The organism is Collimonas fungivorans (assembly GCF_028292705.1).
GTDB classification, from domain to species: domain Bacteria; phylum Pseudomonadota; class Gammaproteobacteria; order Burkholderiales; family Burkholderiaceae_D; genus Collimonas; species Collimonas fungivorans_B.
Genome location: NZ_JAQGLV010000220.1, coordinates 1 through 18,663, shown reverse-complemented (window position 1 = coordinate 18,663; position 18,663 = coordinate 1). Strand labels below are relative to the sequence as shown.

The window sequence follows — 18,663 nt, the reverse complement described above, 5'->3', positions numbered from 1 at the left end:
TACGCGCAACAGCCTGCGCGCTTAAACGATTTATTGTTCGCATTCGAATCTTTCAACTTACAAATCAACTATCAAAATTATACAGGAATAGGGCATTCTTGTATAGACCAGTATGGAAGGTGTTTTTTTGTAAGTAGTTGAAAAATATACGTATTTCTACTTGTATGGAATTGGATGGACAATATGTTGTATGCCACCCTCTCCGCCAGATATTGTTTTAAGAAGTCTCAAAACCCGCATTTCTCTTTATGAGGATGCGGGTTTTTCGTTTCATGACGTCTCAGTTGGTTCGTTGATATCCCAAAAATGGGGGGCGAACCCCGTGGGCGAAAGTCTTGTCAATGCACCATTGCAGGGCCTAGCCCAACGTCAGTGGGGGGGGCGCTTGATTTTGCTGAATTTGGAGGGTGTGCATCTCAGCGTCTGACGGCGCATTCCTGACCTTCCCTAGCGATGCGCGCAACGTCCGCCATAAAAGCATCCAATGTAGCCTGTAGCTCGCCGTTGCGTTCAAGTTCATGCTGTTCGACAATGGAAACCTTGCCGTCGACTACCTTAGTCCGATCCAGAAAACGCACGGTAGTGCCGCCTTCCTTGGCCCAGTGCTTAAGTGCAGGAAAATCGCAACCGCCGCCATTCCAGTGTTCCTTCAACGCAAATCTATACGCGCCATCCTCACCTGCAATGGGTGAGCGCCAGATCTCTGCGGTGGGGAAACCTCCTGAGGCTAGAAACACACTGCGCCGGCAAACGATATTTGTCATGAACACGGCGCTGAGGCCTCTGATTCGCACGTCCGTTTCATCGATGCCGAACCGCGCCGGGATGTCTACCACCTGAGCCGAGCCGGATAAAGCTCCCAGCGTCGGCTGCTGCCGTAGTATTCCCAATGCGGCGGCATACCATCCGGGGCAGTGCTCGTCGTCCTGATCGAGGAAGGCGATAAAGGGTGAGCGTGCAATCATTGCTCCGATATTCCGCGCCACGCTTTGCCCGCCATTCTCGGGCAGGAAAAAAGGCCGGATGCGCTCGTCGTGACTAGCTAGCTCGAGGATGAAGCTGCGTGTTTCGGCGTTGCTGTAATCATCCACGATAACAACTTCCACATTCACGCCTTGCTGATTCAGCACCGATTGCACGGCGGCGCCTAGCCGATCCATTCCATTGAAAGAGGGAATGATGCAAGAGACATCGGGATTCATTTAAGCTTCTTTCATGGTTTGAAAAATACAATGCGGATGTGCTTTTTGATGTTGGCAGCGCATAGGAAATTGCCGCGGATCGTTCTCCGGGAATGGATTTGCTTATTGTTTTTCTGTTGCCGAAGAGCCGGTTGTATTTCGGCGAATATGCAAATTGTCGCGGTAATTTCGTCCGTCTACTCCAGGTAGCTGCTTCCAGTTTATCTTGTCGCGGAACGACGGCAGGCCGCTGACTTCCCAGCCCTGTTCCCGAGGGACCGCCAACAGGTCAATGCTCACCAGCAGGTAACCGAGGTGCGACCAGATGTTTTCGGCATTGGATAAAAAATTCTGTTCTTCGAATAGCGCTGTGCAATAGACCCAGCAGTCGTAGCCGTTGTCTTCAAAAAAAACTGACAGTCCGTCGCAAGTCTGTTCGCCTACCTCGACGAAGATCACTGGCCGATGCCGGGCAATTGTGGATTGTCCTCCTTGCAGCACTTTCAGGTCATGCCCTTCGGCATCCACTTTGAGGAAATCCAGTCGGGGCAGATCGAGCGTGTCGATGGTAAGCATGGATACCTGTTCCATGGTCGAATCGCCCCCGAGACTCTGACCTACGCTAATGCTGCCATAATTAAGTTCATGGTACGGGGGGACACTGCAGAATTCGACTTGGCCGGGCGAATTGCTGACCGCAGCCTGGCGTACATGCACATTGTGGCAATCATTGAGCGCAAGATTCGCGCACAAGAGCTGGTGTACCAGTCGCTGCGGCTCGAAGGCATGAACCACGCCTTCCTTGCCAATCGCTCTTGAGATAGGCACCGTGTGGCTACCGATATTGGAGCCGACTTCAACGGCTATATCGCCTGGGCGCAACACTTGCTCGAATAAGCGCACCTCAGCTTCTCCCCACTCTCCGTATGCGATTAAACTTCGTCCTACGTATTGATCATGTGGATTGACCAGGAAACGTCCATGGCGGCCGTTTACCAATTGATAGATGTGGTTGTGCATGGTACGAACTTGTTTTTGGTTGGCATCGGAGCAATATACGTCACCCGCAGAATAGCCGGACATGTATTTTGAGTAAACTTCTTTCGGTTCCCCCAATTTCCCCTCATTCGACAATTAATGCCAGTGTTTCGGGTAATACTGACGTCATTCTACTTTTAATTTTTGTTAAAAATGGGAGGATTACCAGGCGAGCCTTCCAAATCTCTTTACACCAGCCAAGAGGATGCGAACAGCATGGACGACTTCAGCGACATCAACATATCCAGGCGCGATCTGTTAATCGCGGGTGCATTATCGGCAACGGCGGCGGCCGTGTTGCCATCGGTGGCTGGAGCCAGCGATGCAGCTCCAGGCGGCGCGAACACGCTGATCCCTGCCTTCGCTCCCACCGGCAAGCTGCGCGCCTCTATCAACCTCGGCAATCCGATCCTGGCCAGCAAGGACACATCCGGCGCGCCTCGTGGAGTATCCGTAGATCTGGCGAAAGAGCTCGCATCCCGATTGGGACTGGATCTTGAGTTACTTGTTTTTGATACTGCCGGAAAATCGGTAGATGCAGTCGCTGCCGGAAAAGCAGACATCGGATTCTTTGCAATCGACCCTAAACGCGGCGCCCAGATTGCCTTCACGCCGCCGTACGTCCTGATTGAAGGTTTCTACCTGGTTAAGGAAGACTCACCCATCCGACACAATGCAGAAGTTGATGTGCCAGGTATCCGAGTAGTAGTTGGCGCCGGCAGTGCCTATGACCTGTATCTGACACGCGAACTGAAGCACGCGGAGGTCCTGCGTTCTCCCTCTTCCCCCACGGTCGTCGACACCTTTATTGAAACTCACGCCGAGGTGGCTGCCGGGGTGAAGCAGCAACTTGAGGCGGACTCTCGGCGTGTTAGCGGTTTGAGGCTGCTGGACCAGCGGTTCATGGTCATTCGCCAGGCAATGGGAGTGCCCAAGAGCAGGGGAGCCGAAGCTTCAGCCTACCTTGCGCAGTTCGTGGAGGACATGAAAGCCAGCGGATTTGTGGCGGCGGCATTGAAGCGCCATGGAATAGATGGCGCCGCGGTTGCTCCATAAGAAGCATTCAAGCGTTAGCGCGATCCAGCACAGGGGGCAGTCGTCCCGAGTGTCCGCCTACGAGGACACCTGTCGGTGCCCGGTTTCGGAAAAGCGAGCAATCGTCAGCCTGTTGCCGCGCCCAACGCGGAAATCCCCCGTCATTCCTGCGTTGCACGCTATAGGCAGGCGCAGGTCCAATGCGAGTTTAAAAATTGAGCAATTGCTCGCAAAATAGAGGTCGTGGAGAGTGGCGCACAGCCGCATAGAACCTGGCTGGTGACAGCTCCCTCCACGGCCATTTCAACCTTTTTGCGAGACCGATCATGAATATTTATAAAGAAGCAAAACTGAATCACTTGAGTTTTCCCACCACCAACGTGGCCGAGACAGCTGCGTTTTTCGAAAAATACCTCGGCTGCGAGATCGTTGTCACTGGCGACAGCTGCCTGCTCAAGCGGAATGATTTTGACATCGTCCTGGATCACGTCACGGAGGAAGTGCCGGTTTGGCCAAAAAACTTCCATTTCGGCGTGGAGCTCGATAGCCTGGATGACGTCCATGCCCTCTATAAGGAGTTCCTGGAGGGCGGGGTCAGCATGGAGACGGAGGTTTTCAACAACTCGCGTGGATCGCGCTTCTTTTGCCGCACGCCTGGTGGCGTCCTGCTCGAGGTCAACACTCGTGCGGACATGCAGAAGCAGGATCAATGGCAAAAGCTGTTTTGACGGGGTCGCCTAGACGGGGTCGCCTAGACGGCGGCTGCGAATACAGTCCTCAACCGCAGCACGCGAACGGCTGGGATGGCGCCCGACCGGGCCAGGGCCAAGAACGATCCTTGTCCTGGCCCAGGCGCCGAGCTATTGGTCGATCGGGATCTTATTTCCGGTTGCCCAGATCCATGAGCATTCGGGTCAGCAAATAAAAGCGCGGCACGATGCTGTCGATTTCGGCGTATTCCTCGGGCGTATGGATGCCGCCTCCAACAATGCCGAAGCCATCCAGCGTCGGGATCCCGACGCCGGCCGAGAGGCTCGAATCGGCTGCGCCGCCGCTGCCCTCAAGCGTCAGCTTTTTCCCTAACTCGCCATAGATGGCCTGTGCCTTGGCAGCCAGTGCCTCCGATTGCGGATTAGCCGGCATCGGTGGAAAACCGCGCGTCAAACGTGTCGTTACCTGCGTATCGGGGATCAATTTTTTCTCCGACACTTTGATCATGTCTTTTTCGACGCGGTCGAACTCTTCGGGAACCGCGACGCGCACATCGCCGAAAGCAGTCGCATGATCCGGGATGACGTTAGTCGCGCCGCCTGCGTTTATCACGGTAAAGTTGACTGTGGTTTGTTTTTCGCGATCGCCAAGCTGGCCGAGCTGCAATATCTGGTGTGCGACTTCCATCGCTGCATTGCGGCCGCTGTCAGGCGCCACGCCGGCATGCGCAGCCTTGCCGGTGACTTCGACCTGCGCTGTGCCGCTGCCTTTTCGCCATACCACCAAGCCGTCGGCCGCCCGGCCCGGTTCAAGATTCAGTACGACATCGTGCTGCCTGGCGATTTTTTCGATCAGTGCGCGCGAGCCGGCCGAACCAGTCTCTTCGTTAGAGTTGAGCAATAAAGTAATCTGGGCATAATCTTTAAAACCCAGCTGCTGCAGGATTTTTAACGCATACAGGCCGGCGACGACGCCGCCCTTGTCATCCATGACGCCAGGGCCATAAGCCCGGCTGCCTTTGACATAAAACGATTTGGCTACGGCGGTTCCGTGCTTGAAAACGGTATCCATGTGCGCCATCAGCAAAATTTTGCCTTTGCCGGTTCCATTGAAGGTTGCCACGACGTTGTTGCCAATTGCGGGCGCCGCCGCCGGATACGTTTCAACGCGCGCCCCGATTTTTTTCAATTCTTCAATCACTATCCCGCTGACCTGGCTCAATCCCTGCTCGTCGCCGGTGCCGGAATCTATATTCACCAGACGTTCCAGCAATTTCAAGGCTTCGCCTTTGTATTGCTCGGCTTTTTCATAAACCTGCTTGTCGGGTTCGGCAAAAGAGGAGGGCGCGGCTAAACCAAGGGTTATGCCTAAACTCAGGCTTGATATGAATGCGGATCGTGCAAAAGAAAACATTATTGTCAACTCCCGTCTAAATTTTGATGGTCAGGCCAAATTCCGGTTGTGGGGAACTGAATAATCTCATATCCGGACTTGTGCCGTTCACTCCCTTAGCGTAAACGCAGAAGCGCAAGCCAACGATCCCTGTAAGCTTCCCATCCGGCCGGCTCCATCAACGTAGCCGGCTCGCTGCGGATGGCGGAAGTGCTGCCCCAGTAATGCAGCATCCAACCGCCGCATGTGGTGCCGCTGGCATCATCCGAAAATGATATGGTCTGCGGTTTGCGTAGCGCCGCCAGCAGTCCGGAAAAATAAGGGTTGTCGGTAAAGCTGCCTTCTACAACAACCGGTCCCGTCGATTCCAGCGCAGTCAGGCAATAGTCCGTCATCAACACACAGTAAAGTGTGGCAAGCGCATAGCGTTCTTCAGTTGTCTGCGGTACGGGTCCTGAAATGGTGCCGACCTGTCCGAAAAATGGTCCGCCGGATTCCGAAAAGCAGGGCAGCGCCAGCGTGGCCTGGCCGATCAGGCGCTGCAAGTCGGCCGGACTGCACCTCTTCGGTTCGGGGCCGGCGAGGGTTGCAAATTCGCGCCCGCCCATGAAGCGCATGCAGGCCACCGGCTGCCCCAGTACATTGACATTGGCCAGCATGTCCAATTGTTCATCCAGCCTGTCGAGCGGCGCGCCGAACGCCGCGGCAATAACCCAGGTGCCGGTCGACAGCACGGTGTGCGGTTTGTTGCCAGGCATAGTACCGAGGTAACGCAACAGCGATGCGTTGCTGTCGTGGATGCCGCACAGGATCTGGCAGTTTGCCAGGCCGGTGCGAGCCAGCAATTCCCGGCGCAACGGTCCGAGCGCTGTCCAGCTCGGCTGTCGCGGCGGGAAAAGATTTTGCCAGCCCATGCGTTCCACCAGCGTCGAGTATTTTTCCTGCAGCGGTTGCCATAGATCGGTATGGCAGCCGAGCGAGGTTATTTCGCTTGCCGCGATGCCGGACAGCCGCCAGGCCCAGTATTGGGGATAGGTCAGGATATGGCGTGCGCGGCCAAATTCGGCCGGGAAGCTTTGCGCCAGCCAGTACAACTGGCGGCCGAGATTCAGTCCGGCCGGCAAATCTGGCGAGAAAGTTTCGGCAAATGGCGGCCGCAGCGCCTGGTACTGGCGATCCAGCGTTTGCGGCAAGGTGGATTCGTAATCAAGCACCGGCAGCACCAGGCCATCATCGTCGACCAGCGCTGCGGCGGCGCCATGCGTTACCGGGACGATGGCGGCGATATCGGCCTGCTGCGAAAATGCATGAAGAGTGACGAGCAACCATTCCCATATCAGCTCGGTATCGTAATGCGGATACGGTTCGTCGCCGGCGATGGTGTTCGGACAGCGCTGTTCTGCCAGTATCTTGCCGTTGGCATCAAGCAGGGCCAGTTTGGCATTGGTTTTGCCGATGTCCAGAACAACCGTTGCTTTCATGGCGGGTTCCATAGCTTAAACCGAAGTCGATGAGGTTATTTTGTGGCGTATGTGCCGCGCAACAGCCGCGGCAGCGCAATCGTGACCAGCAGCAGCACGCCGACCACGATGGTCATGATGATGCCCGGGATGTTGGCCAGCGCCAGTCCATATGTCACCATGCCCAGCGTCAGCACCGCCAGCAGGACGCCGCCGATGCTGCCGGCGCCGCCTGCGATGCTGACGCCGCCAAGGATGACCATGGTGATGACTTCCAGTTCCCAGCCCAGCGCTATGTTGGGGCGGGTGCTGCCTATCCGCCCGGTCAGGAAATAGCCCGCCAGGCCCGCCATTGCCCCGGTCAGCATGAATAGCGCCAGGCGGTAGCGGTCCACCGGAATGCCCGAGAACCGCGCCGCCACCGGATTGTTGCCGATCGCATAAATCCGCCGGCCCCAGCTGGTGGCGTGCAGCAGGAAGGCAAACAGCATGACGAACACGATCAGCACAACAAATTCACGCGGAATCACATCGAAGAAGTAGCCTTGGCCCCAGTCCACCAGCAATTGCGGGTAACCGGTGAAGGCCTGGTCGCCGAGGATCACGCTCGACAAGCCGCGAAACAGCGACACGGTGCCGATCGTCACGACAATCGACGGCAAGGCAAAACGGGTTACCAGAAAGCCGTTCAGCAAACCGCAGGCGGTGCCGGTTGCCAGCGCCACGAAGAGCAGTCCTTGAGGCGGCATGCCATAGTGATTGGCCAGGCCCATCGCTACGGAAGACAGCGCCAGGATGCCGGAGACCGAGATATCGATTTCCCGGCAAATGATCAGCAACGCCATTGGCAACGCAATCAGCGCCTTTTCGCTGAAATTGAAAGTGCTGTCGGCAAGGTTATAAAAATCGAAAAAATTCGGCAGCAGCAGGCTGTTGGCAACGAACACTGCGACGAATAGCAGGGCAAGCAGGGTTTCCCAGCGTCGCATCAATTCCCTGAGCCGGAAACCTGCGCGGTCGCGGATGGCGTAACGGGACGTCTTGGCGCCCGGGACGAGAGGTGTCGCGTTCACACGGCGCTCCTTTTAACCGACGGATCGAGCAGATGCAGCGGCAGTATTTGCCTGCCGGTCTTTTTACTGCTGCGAGCATTAATCACCACGGCGGTCAGGATGACGATGCCGGTCAGCGCGCTTTGCCAGAACGGCGATACCTTAACGATCGGCAAGGCGTTATTGATCACGGACAGGAACAATGCGCCCAGCACCGCCCCGGCCACGGTCCCAACCCCGCCGGCAATGCTGATGCCGCCGATCACGCAGGCTGCAATCACGGTAAATTCGAAGCCATAAGCGATTTCAGTGTACGCAACCGCATAACGCGCCACCCATAAATAACCGCACAGGCCGGCCATCATGCCCGACAGGCCGTAGGTCCAGAGCAGCCGCCGGGAGATCGGAATGCCGACATAACGCGCAGCCACCGGCTGGTTGCCGATCGCATACAAGTCCCTGCCAAAGCGGGTATAGCGTGCAATAAACCAGGTCACCAGGATAGCGCCCGCCGCAATCCAGACGAGATAGGTAATGCCCAGCAGGTGGTTGAGCGGGAAGGCGATGAATGCCGCCGGCATTTGACGCGACGAGACCCAGGCCCCGCCCGAGAGCACAAACACCAGGCCGCGATACACGCTCATGGTGCCCAGCGTGACGACGATCGGCGGCAGGTTCAGGGAGCCGATCAGCCAGCCGTTGATCAAGCCCAGGAACAGGCCGATGCCGAGCGCCGCCAGGATAATCGCCGCCACCGGCAATTCCGGAAATCTTGAAGCCAGCAACGCCGACATCATGCCCGACAGCGCGAGATTGGATGCCACCGACAGATCAATGCCGCGCGTGACGATGACGAACATCTGCGTCAGCGCCAGCATGATCAGCAAGGTGCTGTCGGTAAGCAGGTTGGACATGCTCGACACGCTCAGGAATATTGGCGCCCGCAGCCCGACCAGGCCGATCAGCAGCACGATCAGCAGGCCGAGCAAGGTTTCGCGCTGTTTTAAAAAAATCATGCGTATTCCTTTGAGGATGATTCGCTGCCGGATGCCGCGGCGACCACGTTTTCCGGCGTAGCCTGCGCCCGCGAAAAGGTTTTTTTGATGCGGCCCTGGTGCATAACCACAATGCGATCCGCGATGCCCAGCACCTCCGGCAATTCGGACGACACCAGAATCACCGACAAGCCCTGCGTAACCAGTTCACCGATGAAACGATGCACCGCGGCTTTGGAACCGATATCGATGCCCTTGGTCGGTTCATCCAGGATGATCACTTTCGGCTTGGTCGCCAGCCACTTGGCCAGCACCACCTTTTGCTGATTGCCGCCGGATAGTTCCGACACCATCTGCGTGAAATGACCGGCCTTCAGTTCAAGCTGTTCGCTGAAATGGCGTGCAATGGCGGTCTCCTTTGCGCGCCGTCCAGGCAGGAAGAAGCCGATATGGGACAAAATCGGCAGCGTGATGTTATGCACGATAGGCAGCGACAGATGCGCGCCCTGATGCTGCCTATCCTCCGGGACATAAGCGATGCCATGCGCGATGGCATCGCTGGCGGAATTGATTGAAATGGCTTTGCCGTTCAGCTTTACGCGGCCGGTGACGTCGCGTGTCAGGCCGAACAGCGCCTGCATGACTTCCGAGCGGCCGGCGCCGACCAGGCCGTAGAAACCGATAATTTCACCTTGCCGTACTGAGAAACCGACATGATTGAATTCGGTCGGATGACAGAAATCCTCCACCTCCAGTAATGTCGGGCCAAGCGCGATGTCGATCTTCGGGAATACCTGATGAATCTCACGGCCCACCATCAGCGATACCAGCTCCGGTTCGGTGATGTCGGACAGTGCGCCCGTCGCAACAAATTGACCGTCGCGCAGCACCGTGTAACGGTCGGCAACCGCAAAGATTTCGTCGAATTTATGTGAAATGAAAATCACCGCGGTGCCGGCGGCGCGCAACTGGCCGATGATGCGGTACAACTCGTGGATTTCGCGCTGTGATAAAGATGCCGTCGGTTCATCCATGATTACCACGCGGGCATCTTGCGAGAGGGCGCGTGCGATTTCGACAAAATGGCGCTGCGCTACGCTGAGATCCTTGACCCTGGCCCGCACCGGCAGCGAGACTTCCAGCCGGGCGAACAACTTTTCAGCCTCCGCTTCAATCAGGCTCCAGTCGATCCGGCGCGGAAAACCATGTTGCGGCTGGCGGCCGATGTAGATGTTTTCCGCCACGGTGAGTTCGTCGAACATGACGGTTTCCTGGTGGACGGCGGTAATGCCGGCGTGCATCGCAGCTTGCGGGTTGGCAAACGAGACCAGTTTTCCGCCCATGTGAATGGTGCCGCCGTCGGCCTGGTAAATCCCGGTCAGCGTCTTTACCAATGTGGATTTTCCTGCGCCGTTTTCGCCGATCAATGCCATCACTTCGCCGGCGCGAACCGTCAGCCCGACATCGTGAAGGGCAACCACGCCCTGAAAACGTTTGCAGATGCCCGACAGCGTCAATACCGGTGGCGCCGGCGATGGTGAATCCGGGGAAGTGCTTGGCACAATGGTCAGTGGCATGTTGGTTTTACAAGAATTTTTGCAGAAAAGCCGATTCGGCGCGCCGCTGCAATCGTCCGCAGCAGCGCCCATGCCTGATATCTCGTCTCGGAGTCTCGTCTTAGAAAATTTTGGCAAATTTCTCGACGTTGTCCTTGTTGTAAGTAAACGGCGGCGCCAGCGCAGCTTCGCCGTTGGCGTCGAGCGTGATCTTGCCCATGCGGCCGACGGCCACACTTTCGTCCGGCTTGCCGCTGGCTTTGCCTTTGACGAATTCATGTGCAGCGTAGGTGACCGCATAACCCAGATCGATCGGATTCCAGATGGCGAAGCTTTTCACTGCGCCGCTCTTCACGTGTCCCGCCATTTCAGATGGCAAACCTAAGCCGGTTACATATACTTTGCCGACCAGGTGTTCATCCACCACCGCTTTGCCGGCGGCATTGATGCCGACCGTGGTCGGTGCAATGATGGCTTTCAGGTTGGGATTGCTGCGCAGCAGGCCGATCGCTTCGCGATAGCTCTTGTCGGATTGATCGTCGCCGTAGACGGTGGCGACCAGCTTCATTTTTGCAAATTCCGGTTTGGCCAGGGCCTTCTTCATCTCGCCGATCCAGATATTCTGATTCGTTGCCTGTGCGGTGGCAGACAGGATCGCTACCTCGCCGGCGCCGCCAATCGCGTCCGATGCCATCTGGATTTGTTTCAGGCCGATCAATTGCGCGTTGGATGGATTGAGCTGCATCAGGCGGCCTTCCTTGGCGATGCCGCTATCGAACGAAAGTACCTTGATGCCGCGCTGCATTGCTTTTTTCGTGATCGGCACCAGCGCATTCGCATCGTTTGCCGAGATCACGATGGCATTTACCTTCTGGCTGATCAAGGAATTGATGATCTCGATCTGGCCTTCCGCGGTCGGCGTGGTCGGGCCGGTGTAAATCACCTCGACATCGCCGAGCTCCTTGGCCGCTTCGTTCGCGCCGGTATGGGCGGCGTCAAAAAAACCATTGCCGAGATTTTTGACGACCATCGCTATTTTCATTTTTTCAGCCGCTTGCACGCTGCCCGCCAGACCGCCTATCACGCTGACTGTCAATGCCGCGAGCAACATTTTATTTGGTTTCATTGCGATGTCTCCTTGTGGAATATGGCTGTGGACCGGATGTCCGGCAGCCTTGTTGAATTCAGCCGCGTTACGTTTCCTTCGGTACTGCTTCCGGCGTCACGGTGATTACCTGCACGCCAGCCTGCTCCAGCATCTGCACCGCCGCATCCGACGCACCGGTGTCGGTGATCACGCAAGAAACACGGTTCAGGCCGCACAGGATCAGGCCCGCTTTCTTGGAAAATTTCGAGCTGTCGGCCAGCACGATCAATTCTTCGGTCTGGCTGATCAGGCGGTTTTCAGCCTGGATCAGCAGCGGATCGGCTTCCATCAAGCCCAGCATCGAAAGTCCGTACACGCCCATGAACATCTTGGCGGCGTAGTGGTGCTGGGTGATGTCGTTGTCGAACGGACTGAGGATCACGTTTTGCTCGCGATATACCTTGCCGCCGGGCAGGATGATTTCGTTTTCGCTCGACATCAGCAGGCGTTCAGCCATCAGGAAGGAATTGGTCAGGATTTTCAGGCGCTTTTCGGCAAGGAACTCGACCATCATGTAGGTCGTGGTGCCGCCATTGATGATGATTGTTTCGCCGTCGGAACACATGCCGGTGGCGTATCTGGCGATGGCGCGTTTTTGCGCGGCAAAGCGTTCGATATTGTTCTGGAAGGTTTCGCCGGACAGCGCAAATGTGCGTTTTTTTTGCTGCAGGTTTTCTGCGCCGCCGCGGGTGCGGGTCAGCAGATTGCGTTCGGCCAGCCAGACGATATCGCGCCGCACCGTCGCCGGCGAAGAGCTCAGCCAATCGACCAATTGCTCCACGCTTGCCGTATCGTGCTCGGCGAGTAACTTCAGCAAACCTTTACGGCGCTTGTGATTCACCACCTGTGTCTCCTCGTTGGGCCATCTCCTTTGATTGTTGCGGCAGGTGCCTGCAGCCAATTCAGGATGACCTCTTTGTCGGTAAAACAGACTAAGCATTTGAGAAATGGAAGTCAATCATCAATCAATCAACTAGATGATTATTTGAGTTTCAATCAAATAATCGATTACACACTGATCAAAATGATGATTATTTGCATTTCAATCGCCGTTTTGATTGCGTGCGGATTGACACTGATTGCCGGCTGCTTTCTACTTGTCGCTATTGGTTCTGCCGGTGCAAAGCGAGCGCATCAGGCAACGATTGAGCCTGAACCGAGCCTGATCAACATTGATTCGTTCAGAGCAAAATGCATTCATAAATCGATAACGGAGACCGTATGACAGTAACTATTGACACCAAGCGGCAAGAACCGGTCAGCTCGCTCTGGGATGATGCCGTTGCCGCAAGGTTGAGCGAACCAGAGTTGCTGCTGTACCGCTCCAACTTGCTGGGTTCAGACATGCGCATTACCAATTTCGGCGGCGGCAATACTTCGGCCAAGATTGACATGGCCGACAACCTGACCGGTGAGCAGGTCGAGGTCCTGTGGGTAAAGGGCTCGGGCGGCGATCTCGGCAGCATCAAGATAGATGGTTTTTCGACGCTGTACATGGACAAGCTGCGGTCATTGAAAAACCGCTATCGCGGACTGGCGCTGGAAGATGAAATGGTGGCTTACCTGCCGCATTGCACCTTCAACCTGAATCCGCGCGCGGCCAGCATCGATACCCCGTTGCATGCCTATATCAACCGCAAGCACGTCGATCACATGCATCCGGATGCGGTGATCGCGATTGCCGCGTGCGCCAACAGCGAAGCGTTGACACAAAAGGTATTCGAAGGCGACCTGGGATGGTTGCCATGGCAGCGTCCCGGCTACGATTTGGGACTGAAGCTGGAAGCCTTGTCCAAGGCGCAGCCGCAGTTGAAAGGCATCGTGCTCGAAGGGCACGGCTTGTTTACCTGGGGCGACACCTCGAAATCCTGCTATGAAATCACGCTGGCGATCATCAAGCGTGCAGAACACTGGCTGGCGGCCAACAGCAGTCAACCGGCCTTTGGCGGCAGCAAGTTCAACCCGCTGGCTGCGCCGCAGCGTGTGGCGCTGGCAGCGCGCCTGATGCCGCTGTTGCGCGGCAAGATCAGCAAAGACGAATACAAGCTCGGACATTTCGACGATAGCCCAGCCGTGCTCGATTTCGTCTGCAGCGCCGATCTGCTGCCTTTGGCTGCGCTGGGCACTTCCTGCCCGGACCATTTCTTGCGCACCAAGATCCGCCCGATGGTGCTCGATTTCGATCCGGCCGGTCAGGATTTTGATCGTTTGGCAGCGGGGCTGGACGATGCGCTGGCCGCTTATCGCGCCGATTACATCGGCTATTACGAGCGCTGCAAGCGCGACAGCAGCCCGGCCGTGCGCGACGCCAACCCCGTCATTTACCTGATTCCCGGCGTCGGCATGCTGTCCTTTGCCAAGGACAAGGCCACTGCGCGGATTGCCGGTGAATTCTATGTCAACGCGATCAACGTGATGCGCGGCGCCAATGGCGTCGATACCTATGTCGGTTTGCCGGAGCAGGAAGCCTTCGATATCGAATACTGGCTGCTGGAAGAAGCCAAGCTGCAACGGATGCCAAAACCGAAAAGCCTTGCGGGACGGATTGCGCTGGTCACGGGCGGCGCCGGCGGGATTGGCCAGGCGGTGGCGCGTCAGTTATTGCAAGAAGGGGCATGCGTGATGCTGACCGATATCGATGCCGAGGCGCTGGAACAGGCCCGACAAAGCCTGGTCAAGGTTGCCGGGCGCGACAGCGTCGCCACGGTTTGCGCCAATATCACCAGCGAGCCAGATGTCGATGCCATCCTGGCCGCGACCGCGCTGCGCTTCGGCGGCGTAGACTTGTTGATCTCGAATGCAGGAATTGCTTCTTCTGCGCCTCTGGAAGACACCACGCTGGAAATCTGGGAGCGCAACCAGTCGATCCTGGTGACGGGTTACTTCCTGGTCAGCCGCAGCGCTTTCCGTATGCTGAAGCAGCAAAAAATGGGCGGCAGCATGGTATTTGTTGCAAGCAAGAATGGTCTCGTCGCTTCTGCCGGCGCCTCAGCCTACTGTACCGCCAAAGCGGCGGAAATACACCTGGCTCGCTGTATCGCACTGGAAGGGGCGGAGCACGGCATACGCGTCAACGTCGTCAATCCGGACGCCGTGATTCGCGGTTCCCGCATCTGGGACGGGAAATGGAAGGAAGAGCGTGCCGCTTCGAACAAGATCGGTTCCGACGATGTCGAGGAATTCTATCGCCAGCGCAGCATGCTCAAGCGCAGCGTCCTGCCGGAGGACATTGCCGAAGCGGTGTATTTCCTGGCCAGTGAAAAATCGGCCAAGAGCACCGGCAACATCATCAATGTCGATGCCGGCAATGCCGCGGCTTTTACCCGCTAGGCTTCATTACGGATTTCGTAATCTGGATAAATATAATTAAACCAGCAGCAGGGCTTGATGCCTCGCTGCTGAAAATAAGGAGACGCACTATGAGCACAGTCATCGAGACCGGCCTGGTGGCCAAACACAACGCCGCGATACAAAACGATCTTGAAGCCGACTACGCCGCCCTGGGCGGCATGCTGGCGCGGCGCGGCCAGGATATTGAAAAATTGACGGCATTGGCGCAGACCTTTGCGGTCGCGCTGCCGAGCTGGGGCGTGGGCACCGGCGGCACGCGTTTTGCACGCTTTCCGGGCATCGGCGAGCCGCGCAATGTATTCGAGAAGCTGGAGGACTGCGCGGCGATCCATCAATTAACGCGTGCGACGCCTACCGTATCGCTGCATTTCCCATGGGACAAGATCACCGACCCGGCGGCTTTACGAGAAATCGCCGGCGGATACGGGTTGGGTTTCGACGCTGTCAACTCGAATACCTTCCAGGATCAGGCCGGACAGGCGCATTCGTACAAGAACGGCAGCTTGACTGCCGGCAGCGCGGCTGTGCGCGCGCAGGCGGTGGCGCACAATATCGAGTGCATAGCGCTGGGCCAGGCGCTGGGTTCGAAGGCGTTGACGGTCTGGGTCGGCGACGGCGCCAATTTTCCGGGGCAGCACAATCTGCGCGGCACCCTTGAACGCTATCTGGACAGCATGCGCGAAATCTATGGCGCATTGCCGGCCGACTGGCTGGTATATATCGAACACAAGCTGTTTGAACCGGCTTTCTATGCGACTACCATCGCCGACTGGGGCACTAGCTTTGCCTGCGCCACCGAACTGGGGCCGAAGGCAAAATGCCTGGTTGACCTTGGACACCACGCACCGAATACCAATATCGAAATGATCGTCGCGCGCCTTGCACAATTCGGCAAGCTGGGCGGCTTCCATTTCAACGACAGCAAATATGGCGACGACGATCTGGATTCGGGCAGCATCAATCCGTTCCAGCTGTTCTTGATCTTCAATGAACTGGCCGATGTCGCGCAGCGCGATGGCGCGGCGTTCAAGCCGTCGTACATGCTGGATCAGTCGCACAACGTGACCGATCCGATCGAAAGCTTGATGAGCAGCGCGGTCGAGGTGCAGCGGGCATTTATCCAGTCCGCCATTGTTGATCGCGCAGCATTGCAGCAGCATCAGGCAGAAAATGATGTGCTGCAGGCTGCACAGGCCTTGAAGAATGCATTCCGTACCGATGTCAGCCCGATCTTGGCGATGGCACGGATCCGTTCAGGCGCCGCGGCCGATCCGGTCGGATGCTACCGCGCCTCGGGATATCGTGAACAAAAAAGCCGGCAACGGCCTCCCAAGGCAGGCACCAGCAGCAGCGGCATCGTTTAAGGGCGACTTCTCTGCTGCAAAACAGTGCCAGGCATCGTGCTTGGCACTGTCGTTGCCTGACTCCAGCAGCAACCCTGTCCACAAGATCCATCAAGTCCAGGTTCTCTCAGATCCGTATGCATCTGTCTTAGGCTACGCCTAGCCGGTATCAGCATTGCCGGTATCTCTTCTACAAAAATCATGATTTGTGCCGTTAACTACGTTATGGACGATGTTGTTGAATGAATGTCATGAGATTTCGACCGCCGGGTTTGTCCTGAAAGGGGAGGAATCGTTGAATTAATCGCACTCTTTATAGAAGAAATAGAAATGAAAATTGCCAATCTTAAAGTCGGTACGCGGATGGGAATCGGGTTCGCCATCGTCCTTTCTCTCTCAGTCATTTCGATCGCCATCGGCATAATGAACCTGCGCCAGGTGGCGATGCAGACGCAGCAGATGATGGAAAGCCCACTTGCAAAAGAACGGATAGTGTCCGACTGGTGTGTCCTCACCAATGCCGCTATCGCACGCACCTCGTTCATTGTTAAAAGTACGGATGACACTTTAGCGACCACGTTCGCGGAAGACATCGACGCCAGCGCCAAGAAAGGCACGGACATCCAGAATTCGCTGGAGCCGCTATTGACCTCGGCGTTGGAGAAAGAGAAATATGCGCTGATCAAGTCTCTTCGCGAAAAATACCAGCAGTCCAAAGTCGCGGCGATGAAAGCCAAGCAGGCAGGCAAGGCGGAGGAAGCATCGAAGATCTACAATAGTGAGTTCATGCCGACTGCAAAAAGTTACCAGGGCGAGCTTTTTGCATTCCTTTCTTTGCAAAGGAAAAGCATCGACCAGACAGGACAGCAGATTGCCCAGCTATACAGCCGCAGCTTCAACCTCATGCTGCTGCTGGGCGTATTGGTGATTGCATTGGGCGCGGTTTGCGCCTTCCTGATCTCCCGCTCCATCACGCGTCCGCTGGGCGAAGCAATCAAAGTCGCGCAGACCGTGGCCTCTGGCGACCTGAGCAGTCGCATAGAAGTCAAAACCACCGATGAAACCGGTCAGTTGATGCAGGCGCTGAAAGACATGAATGACAGCTTGTTGAAGGTCGTCAGTGAAGTACGCACCGGCACTGACACCATTGCTACAGCATCAAACCAGATAGCCTCGGGCAATCTTGATTTGTCGTCACGCACCGAACAGCAGGCCAGTTCGCTTGAGGAAACCGCGGCATCAATGGAACAGCTGACCAGCACCGTGAAACAGAATGCCGACAATGCGCGGCAAGCCAATCAACTGGCGGTGTCCGCGTCCGGCGTCGCGGTCAAGGGCGGCGGAGTGGTGTCGCAAGTGGTCGAGACGATGGATCTGATCAACACATCGGCCAAGAAGATTGTGGATATCATCGGCGTGATTGACAATATTGCGTTCCAGACCAATATCCTGGCGCTGAATGCGGCGGTGGAAGCGGCGCGAGCCGGTGAGCAGGGACGTGGTTTTGCGGTGGTGGCCAGCGAGGTGCGCAACCTGGCGCAACGTTCGGCGGTTGCTGCCAAAGAGATCAAGCACCTGATCGACGATTCGGTGGAAAAAGTCGATATCGGCGTCAAGCTGGTCGGCCAGGCCGGCGCCACCATGGGCGAGATCGTCGACAGCGTCAAGCGCGTAACCGACATCATGAGCGAGATTACGGCGGCCAGCCAAGAGCAGACTGCGGGCATCGAACAGGTAAACCAGGCAATCATGCAGATGGACCAGGTCACGCAGCAGAATGCCGCCTTGGTGGAGGAGGCCGCGGCTGCCGCCGCATCTCTGCAGGATCAGGCTGGCAATCTGGTGCAAGTGGTCAGCGTGTTCATGACAGACGGCACGCAAGCGCACACTGAAGCGCCTTTGAAGAGGGCAGGCCGTCCGACGCCGGTTGCTGCCGTGCCTGTACATGCTGCGGTCCGCAACGCCAGGTTGCCGTCGGCGAATGTGAAAACATTCAAGCGCGTGGCGAATACGTCCGCTGCTGCTGGCAGTGAGTGGGATCAGTTTTGATTAGCCAGCGCCACTCTGCTTGGGGAACAGCAGCGTAAAGCGTGTTGTCCCCTCGCTGCTGGAAGCATCCCAACTTCCCTGGTGCAATAGCATGATGCTGCGTACGATCGACAGGCCCAGGCCGCTGGCGTCGGATGATCCACGGCGCGAGGCGTCGGCGCGGTAGAAACGGTCAAACAGCCGAGCCAGATGCTGTTTCTCTATGACGGGGCCACGGTTTTCTACGCTGATGGCAGTGCCGGCGGTTCCCTGTTGTGACAGCAGGGTGATTTGCGTGCCGGCGTCGGCATAGCGCACGGCGTTGGAAAGCAGGTTGGCCAGCGCCCGGCGCAGCAGGTCGGGGTCGGCCCAGA

The 18,663-nt window shown here is 56.9% G+C and carries 16 protein-coding genes; 6 read left to right on the top strand and 10 right to left on the bottom strand.

What is annotated here, in order from left to right; genetic code table 11:
* Positions 1-416 precede the first annotated feature (416 nt).
* Together JWQ61_RS12575 and JWQ61_RS12570 are read right to left on the bottom strand one after the other, a co-directional pair.
* Complete coding sequence (locus JWQ61_RS12575) at positions 417-1,202, bottom strand: glycosyltransferase family A protein (RefSeq protein WP_304360832.1); 786 nt, start codon at positions 1,200-1,202, stop codon at positions 417-419.
* Positions 1,203-1,304: 102 nt separating this feature from the next.
* Complete coding sequence (locus tag JWQ61_RS12570; protein WP_304360831.1) at positions 1,305-2,297, bottom strand: FkbM family methyltransferase; 993 nt, start codon at positions 2,295-2,297, stop codon at positions 1,305-1,307.
* A 138-nt stretch (positions 2,298-2,435) separates the two neighbouring features.
* Here JWQ61_RS12570 and JWQ61_RS12565 point away from each other — a divergent pair, with 138 nt between their 5' ends.
* Together JWQ61_RS12565 and JWQ61_RS12560 are read left to right on the top strand one after the other, a co-directional pair.
* The gene (locus JWQ61_RS12565) at positions 2,436-3,275 is read left to right on the top strand and encodes an ABC transporter substrate-binding protein (protein WP_304360830.1); all 840 of its coding nucleotides are present in this window, start codon (positions 2,436-2,438) and stop codon (positions 3,273-3,275) included.
* Positions 3,276-3,580: 305 nt separating this feature from the next.
* A complete protein-coding gene (locus tag JWQ61_RS12560; RefSeq protein ID WP_304360829.1) occupies positions 3,581-3,982 on the top strand; it encodes a VOC family protein in 402 nt (133 codons plus the stop codon).
* Between the two features lie 151 nt (positions 3,983-4,133).
* Here the strand turns inward: JWQ61_RS12560 and JWQ61_RS12555 are convergent, their stop codons facing one another.
* The 7 genes from JWQ61_RS12555 to JWQ61_RS12525 all read right to left on the bottom strand — a co-directional run bounded on the left by JWQ61_RS12555 (position 4,134) and on the right by JWQ61_RS12525 (position 12,411).
* Positions 4,134-5,378, bottom strand: a complete 1,245-nt coding sequence (locus JWQ61_RS12555) for a M20/M25/M40 family metallo-hydrolase (protein WP_304360828.1) — start codon at positions 5,376-5,378, stop codon at positions 4,134-4,136.
* 95 nt (positions 5,379-5,473) lie between these two features.
* Entirely contained in the window at positions 5,474-6,838 is a 1,365-nt protein-coding gene (locus tag JWQ61_RS12550) for an FGGY-family carbohydrate kinase (RefSeq protein ID WP_304360827.1), read from the bottom strand.
* A 35-nt stretch (positions 6,839-6,873) separates the two neighbouring features.
* Entirely contained in the window at positions 6,874-7,806 is a 933-nt protein-coding gene (locus tag JWQ61_RS12545; protein WP_304360833.1) for an ABC transporter permease, read from the bottom strand.
* 80 nt (positions 7,807-7,886) lie between these two features.
* Positions 7,887-8,885 carry an ABC transporter permease gene (locus JWQ61_RS12540; RefSeq protein ID WP_304360826.1) on the bottom strand — a complete coding sequence of 333 codons (999 nt, stop codon included), beginning with the start codon at positions 8,883-8,885 and terminating at the stop codon, positions 7,887-7,889.
* Positions 8,882-10,441 (bottom strand): sugar ABC transporter ATP-binding protein, encoded by a 1,560-nt coding sequence (locus JWQ61_RS12535; protein WP_304360825.1) that lies wholly within the window; start codon positions 10,439-10,441, stop codon positions 8,882-8,884. The genes JWQ61_RS12540 and JWQ61_RS12535 overlap by 4 nt, the downstream gene beginning before the upstream one ends.
* A gap of 100 nt (positions 10,442-10,541) precedes the next feature.
* Positions 10,542-11,546, bottom strand: a complete 1,005-nt coding sequence (gene rhaS, locus JWQ61_RS12530) for a rhamnose ABC transporter substrate-binding protein (protein ID WP_304360824.1) — start codon at positions 11,544-11,546, stop codon at positions 10,542-10,544.
* 67 nt (positions 11,547-11,613) lie between these two features.
* Positions 11,614-12,411, bottom strand: a complete 798-nt coding sequence (locus JWQ61_RS12525; RefSeq protein WP_304360823.1) for a DeoR/GlpR family DNA-binding transcription regulator — start codon at positions 12,409-12,411, stop codon at positions 11,614-11,616.
* 63 nt (positions 12,412-12,474) lie between these two features.
* Here JWQ61_RS12525 and JWQ61_RS12520 point away from each other — a divergent pair, with 63 nt between their 5' ends.
* The 4 genes from JWQ61_RS12520 to JWQ61_RS12505 all read left to right on the top strand — a co-directional run bounded on the left by JWQ61_RS12520 (position 12,475) and on the right by JWQ61_RS12505 (position 18,310).
* Positions 12,475-12,792: a hypothetical protein gene (locus tag JWQ61_RS12520; protein ID WP_304360822.1), complete on the top strand. Its 318-nt coding sequence runs from the start codon at positions 12,475-12,477 to the stop codon at positions 12,790-12,792.
* On the top strand, positions 12,789-14,897 hold the full coding sequence (locus JWQ61_RS12515; RefSeq protein WP_304360821.1) for a bifunctional rhamnulose-1-phosphate aldolase/short-chain dehydrogenase: 2,109 nt from the start codon (positions 12,789-12,791) through the stop codon (positions 14,895-14,897). Before JWQ61_RS12520 ends, JWQ61_RS12515 begins: the two co-directional genes overlap by 4 nt.
* 89 nt (positions 14,898-14,986) lie before the next feature.
* Positions 14,987-16,282 carry an L-rhamnose catabolism isomerase gene (gene rhaI, locus JWQ61_RS12510; protein ID WP_304360820.1) on the top strand — a complete coding sequence of 432 codons (1,296 nt, stop codon included), beginning with the start codon at positions 14,987-14,989 and terminating at the stop codon, positions 16,280-16,282.
* A 309-nt stretch (positions 16,283-16,591) separates the two neighbouring features.
* Complete coding sequence (locus JWQ61_RS12505; RefSeq protein ID WP_304360819.1) at positions 16,592-18,310, top strand: methyl-accepting chemotaxis protein; 1,719 nt, start codon at positions 16,592-16,594, stop codon at positions 18,308-18,310.
* On the opposite strand, the gene JWQ61_RS12500 is transcribed toward JWQ61_RS12505, so the two are convergent.
* Positions 18,311-18,663: ATP-binding protein (locus tag JWQ61_RS12500; protein ID WP_304360818.1), on the bottom strand; the 353-nt coding region annotated here is incomplete at its 5' end.

Excerpts from the sequence above, each read along its gene's own strand:
- JWQ61_RS12520 (WP_304360822.1), top strand. The coding sequence starts at position 12,475 with ATGACCTCTTTGTCGGTAAAACAGACTAAGCATTTGAGAAATGGAAGT.
- JWQ61_RS12565 (WP_304360830.1), top strand. The coding sequence starts at position 2,436 with ATGGACGACTTCAGCGACATCAACATATCCAGGCGCGATCTGTTAATC.
- JWQ61_RS12540 (WP_304360826.1), bottom strand. The coding sequence starts at position 8,885 with ATGATTTTTTTAAAACAGCGCGAAACCTTGCTCGGCCTGCTGATCGTG.
- JWQ61_RS12505 (WP_304360819.1), top strand. The coding sequence starts at position 16,592 with ATGAAAATTGCCAATCTTAAAGTCGGTACGCGGATGGGAATCGGGTTC.
- rhaI (WP_304360820.1), top strand. The coding sequence starts at position 14,987 with ATGAGCACAGTCATCGAGACCGGCCTGGTGGCCAAACACAACGCCGCG.
- JWQ61_RS12545 (WP_304360833.1), bottom strand. The coding sequence starts at position 7,806 with ATGCGACGCTGGGAAACCCTGCTTGCCCTGCTATTCGTCGCAGTGTTC.
- JWQ61_RS12550 (WP_304360827.1), bottom strand. The coding sequence starts at position 6,838 with ATGAAAGCAACGGTTGTTCTGGACATCGGCAAAACCAATGCCAAACTG.
- JWQ61_RS12515 (WP_304360821.1), top strand. The coding sequence starts at position 12,789 with ATGACAGTAACTATTGACACCAAGCGGCAAGAACCGGTCAGCTCGCTC.
- JWQ61_RS12535 (WP_304360825.1), bottom strand. The coding sequence starts at position 10,441 with ATGCCACTGACCATTGTGCCAAGCACTTCCCCGGATTCACCATCGCCG.
- JWQ61_RS12555 (WP_304360828.1), bottom strand. The coding sequence starts at position 5,378 with ATGTTTTCTTTTGCACGATCCGCATTCATATCAAGCCTGAGTTTAGGC.
- JWQ61_RS12560 (WP_304360829.1), top strand. The coding sequence starts at position 3,581 with ATGAATATTTATAAAGAAGCAAAACTGAATCACTTGAGTTTTCCCACC.
- JWQ61_RS12575 (WP_304360832.1), bottom strand. The coding sequence starts at position 1,202 with ATGAATCCCGATGTCTCTTGCATCATTCCCTCTTTCAATGGAATGGAT.
- rhaS (WP_304360824.1), bottom strand. The coding sequence starts at position 11,546 with ATGAAACCAAATAAAATGTTGCTCGCGGCATTGACAGTCAGCGTGATA.